Raw genomic sequence first — 4,905 nt, 5'->3', positions numbered from 1 at the left:
GCGGGGTCGCACCGCTTCTTCCCTCTTCCTTATTTCGTAGGGAGGTTGCATGCAACATCCCCACCATTTGTAACAAACATTTATCAGGCTTGGTATAAGACAATTAATAAAGCTTTGATTCTAAATTAAAATCAATAACTGATAGCTGATAGCTGAATGCTAAATGCTTATCTTTCTTCTTCCTTCTGCAATACTATAGTGAAATTTTGTTTTGATGCTTTGAAATTTATTTGAAACTATCAGGAAACTCAGTCTTTAAAACAGGTAAAACTGGGCAAGGCTTTTGCTCCTGTAAATTGTCTGGTTTATTCCAAGTAAAAGGAGCTAACTTAGCAGCAGACATCCACAACAAACGTTTTGCTCTAGTCATAGCCACATATAATAACCGAAATTCCTCTGCCGTCTTCAAATATTCTGCCTGTTTCCAAGCAGTAGAAATATCTGGTAAATCTTGCCCTTGTAAACTGGCACGAATTTGCGCTCTTGCCACTTCAGCTAAGTCAAATTCTCCCAAAAAACTTACCTGGGGTAAAACTCGTAAATTACCAGGAATTATATTTTCATGTAAAAAAGGTAAAAAAACATAATCCCAATCTAAACCTTTAGCTTTATGCATAGTAATAATAGTAAGTTGCCGAGGGCGAGTATAATTTTTCTCTGCATCTTCATCCACTTCAACAGGTTCAAATCTTTCGGAACCCACAATTTCACTTAAAACTTCTAATATAGAATTCATCGAACTATTATCAAAAGTTTGTTGAGCAACTCTTTCTGCTAACTTATCCGCAGTTGCTAAATCTGATTGTTGATAATTTAAAGCTAAAGCAAGAAAAGAAATTAATTGATACAAAGGTAATTCTGATTTTGCTCTAAGCAAACTACGACAAAGATCGCGACATTTACGCACCTTTTCTGATTGATAAGGATTTAGAGGTCCAGGGTAAAGAAACTGTTCTGCTTGAGAAGCAAAAACATTATAATCTTGCTTAGGAATTAAGTGTCGATCGCCCAAAACTTTCAAAGCAGATTTTAAATAATCTGGAGAATGAGGGCGGTCAATAAACTGCATTAATGCCAATATTTCTGCTGGAATTTGAGAGTGACGTGCTCCTTGAGAAACATCATGTATTGAAATATTTTGTTTGCCTAAATCAATATTAATTCCATACTTTCCAGGATTAGAAAAAGTATCTGTAATAAATTTACCTTGTTTATTTTCCCGTACTAATACAGCAAAATTACCTTTTGGATTTTCTTGAAATAAATTAATTATGCGCTTACCCATCAACTCAAGTGTTTGGTAAATATCTCGAGGTTCATATATTTCTAAACCACCACCAGTAGCTGAAGGATTATCATTTGCTGGATGAATATTTTGGTCTCGAAAAGGTTTTTCTATTCCTGTTAATTCTGAATTATTTACCCATTTCAATACAAAATTAGCTGCATCTATAATTGTTTGACAACTACGACCTGCTTGTTCCATAGTCGCCAATTTATTTAATTGTTCGCAGTCTTCACAAAATTGCCGAAAATCTATTGGATCTGCTGGAGTAAATGTGGAATTAATTGCTTGGTTTGGGTCTCCAACACGCATGAGGTTGAGATTATTTAATTGTGATAATCTTTGCTCTTGAGAAATTCCATTATTTTCTGAAATACCATCATCATTTTCACTTGAATTAGCCAGTTTTTTTAAAAGTTTAGTTTGCAAAGGCGTAGAATCTTGAGCTTCATCTTCAAACACTGCAAAAACTTGATTTTGCCACATTTTTCTAGCACCTTCATTCTCTAATACCCGCAACGCTGCCAAAATCATTTCATCATAGTCAATTAATTGATTTTCCCTCAATATTTCCTGATAGATTTGATATAAATTAGCTGCAATAGTCACAACTTGATAATGGTCATTAATTTTGTCTCGTAATTGCCATAAATTTTCTGGTTTAAGACCAGAACTTTTTGCTTGTTGAATTGCTTTCCAAGCCAATTGAGGTAATACTTCAGTGCGTAAAACAGACTGCCTTCTTAAACGTTCAGTTTCTTCTCCATCAAATTGAACTCCTTCAATTAAAAGTTGATAATGTCTGGAATTATTTGCAATCCAATTTTCTACACAAGTACGAGTTATTCTGTTGCTTGGAGTGGGAAGAATTAAAGTAGTATTTTCTAAATCTAACTCAGATAATTCAGGATGACGTAGGGCAATACTTAAAGCCAAACCATGCAAAGTATGAACAATAAAACTGCCTTGAGGTAAAGATAACTCCTTTAAATGTTCGCGGATTTTAGTTTTAATATTACTAGCTGCAGAACGAGTAAAAGTAACAACAATTAATTGATGATTATTATGTAGCCGATAACGGGCGATCGCTAAAGCTGCTGCTGCTGCCATACCGTATGATTTTCCGGCCCCAGGAACTGCTGAAACTGCTAAAGGTCCTCCTTCCCAGTCAGCCATTTGTTGTTGTCCAGGCCGTAAATTGGAACGAATTTGTTGAATTGCTTTTTCTCTTAAACTTACTAATGATAAGCCAATTTCCGTATTTTCGGCATTAGTTTTAATATTAGTATATGGAGGCAAATTATTATTGAAATCGTCAGTCACCTTGTTTTAAATCAAAAGTTAAAAATTAAAATATTACCGAAAAATTTTGGGTATGCGCCTCCCCTTTTAAGGGAATAAAAAAAGACCATATTCCTAATGTCAAGCCTCCTTATTGCAGAGGTACTGATACTGATAACTGATTTTCTACTCCCTACTTCCTACTCTGTTTTAAATCAAAAGTTAAAAATTAAAATATTACCGAAAAACTGTAGTCTAAAGCCTCCTCTTTTAAGGGGATAAAAAAAGAGCATATTCCTTATGTCAATTCTCCTTTATTGGATAGGTACTGATAACTGATAACTGATAATTGATAACTGAAATTACCAGTGAATATTTAAATTTATTTTTGCCTAATTCAATGAATACATCTTAAATATTTGCAAAAATACTATTTTCCTATATATTCCCTGTTGCCTGTTGCCTGTTGTCTGTTGCCTGTTGCCTAAAAGCCATAAATTTTTGGCTTTATTCACGCATTGAGATGCACCCAATTCAATCTACTTCAGCGATAGGAAAATGAAGGTAAAAAGTTGTACCAGTAGATGGGCTTGATTCAAAAAAAATCTTCCCATTATGGGCGTCAATAATTGTCTTAACAATAGCAGTTCCTAATCCAATACCACCCTGTTTTCCATAACTTACAAAAGCTTCAAATAATTTATTCTGAATTTCTTGAGGAATACCAGGCCCATTATCTGAAAAAGTAATTTCAACTAATCGATCTTTTCTTCTAGCTCTGATTTCTATTTTGCCTTCAGATTGATCCAGAGCTTCTACAGCATTAGATAATAAATTTTGTAGGACACGGTTAATCTTATTTTCATCAGCATTTATGATTAAACCCTCTTCTACAGAAACTATCAATTCTACAGAAGCAAAATCAATATAAACCTGGTTTAATCTAGCAAAATTTTGTAAGAGTTTAGCAATATCAATTAACTGACAATACAATGTTGTATTCCCTTGAGAAAAAGCAAGCACTTCTTCTGCCATATTTAACATTCTCTGAACTTGCATTGAAATTAGATCGCACCATTCTTGACTTTCTCTATCGGGATGGAGTTCTTTTAACATTGAGCTTGATAATTGAATACCAGTGAAAGGGCTTCTAAAATCGTGAATAATAGTATTAACCATTTCTCCAATCAAAGTCATTTTCTCTTTATAAGCTAATTGATTCACGTAATCTGTCGTCACAGTTCGCAATCTTTGAGATAAAAAACTTAAGATTTGTAAGACGATATCTCCTTTTGTCTTAGCTAATATTTCTTTGATGGATTCATAGTAAATTTTCGCCAAAACTGTTTCCTGAGATGTAACTACCCTAGCACTTCTTGGCTTTCTATCTATAATCCCTAACTCCCCTAAATAACCATTAGATTTTACAGATGTAATCACAACATAATTATCTCCCTCACCACTCTTTTTACTAACTTCTACTTCACCTTCTAGAACTAAAAATAAAGAATCTGAATCATCACCTTCTTCAAAAATAATCTCTCGGGGATTAAATTTTTTAATAATAGCAATCTGGGAAATTTGTGCAGCTTGCTCTGGTTCAAAATAGCGAATAAACTGATGTGATTCTAGTTTCATTTTGTAGTGGGATATAGTATATCTTTCGGTTAGGTAGTCTTAGCGATCATCGATGAATTTATCATAAAAAATATTCAGTGTCAAAAGTTGTAAATCCTATGACACAACAAAATTTTGAGGCAAAAGAGATAGATAAATCAAAAATCATAACTTTATTGATATTTAGCCATAGCATAAAAGCTATCCCCTATATTTTTACCGGTCTATTTTTATTACTAATCAACATAGATAAGAAATAAAGCCGTAGCTTGAACTGTACCTAAAAACTCCTAAGTTTTGTAATAGTAAATATTTTGATTAAGCTAGTTTGCCGTTACTTTTATTAGTTGTCGCTTCATAAAATCTCTTTGACTCGACCATCAATATATAATATTGACTAAACTGATTACTAAGTTTATTTTCAAATAGCACTATTTTTTATGTGAAGTCCGGAATAATAGTTGTCCACATCTGAAGTAAAGTAGAGTTGAATACACTTGATCTTCAACGAGCCTAAAACTGACCTCCTAATTTTTTCCTCTATCCAAGACTCTATTATAAATTACATATCGGTTAGTCCTGTTAGATATTAAGAGTTAACGACTGTTGACCAAAATCTGTAAGACCAATTTTATCTGAGGCTGCACAGATAATGGTGTTAGGTATGAGGTATAATACCAGTTTGATAAATATTTGTTACAAATAACTAGGTTACTTCTTAG

2 protein-coding genes are annotated in these 4,905 nt (G+C 33.3%); both read right to left on the bottom strand.

What is annotated here, in order from left to right; genetic code table 11:
- Positions 1-226: 226 nt before the first annotated feature.
- Positions 227-2,608 carry an ATP-dependent helicase gene (locus AC3DU7_RS25255; RefSeq protein ID WP_488042042.1) on the bottom strand — a complete coding sequence of 794 codons (2,382 nt, stop codon included), beginning with the start codon at positions 2,606-2,608 and terminating at the stop codon, positions 227-229.
- Positions 2,609-3,100: 492 nt separating this feature from the next.
- Positions 3,101-4,204, bottom strand: coding sequence for an ATP-binding protein (locus tag AC3DU7_RS25250; protein ID WP_488042041.1), 1,104 nt, complete (start codon positions 4,202-4,204; stop codon positions 3,101-3,103).
- Between the last annotated feature and the right edge of the window lie 701 nt (positions 4,205-4,905).

It is taken from the genome of Okeania sp. (assembly GCF_983059655.1).
The sequence above is the reverse complement of the archived record's forward strand: the minus strand, read 5'-3'. Positions and strand labels throughout refer to the sequence as shown.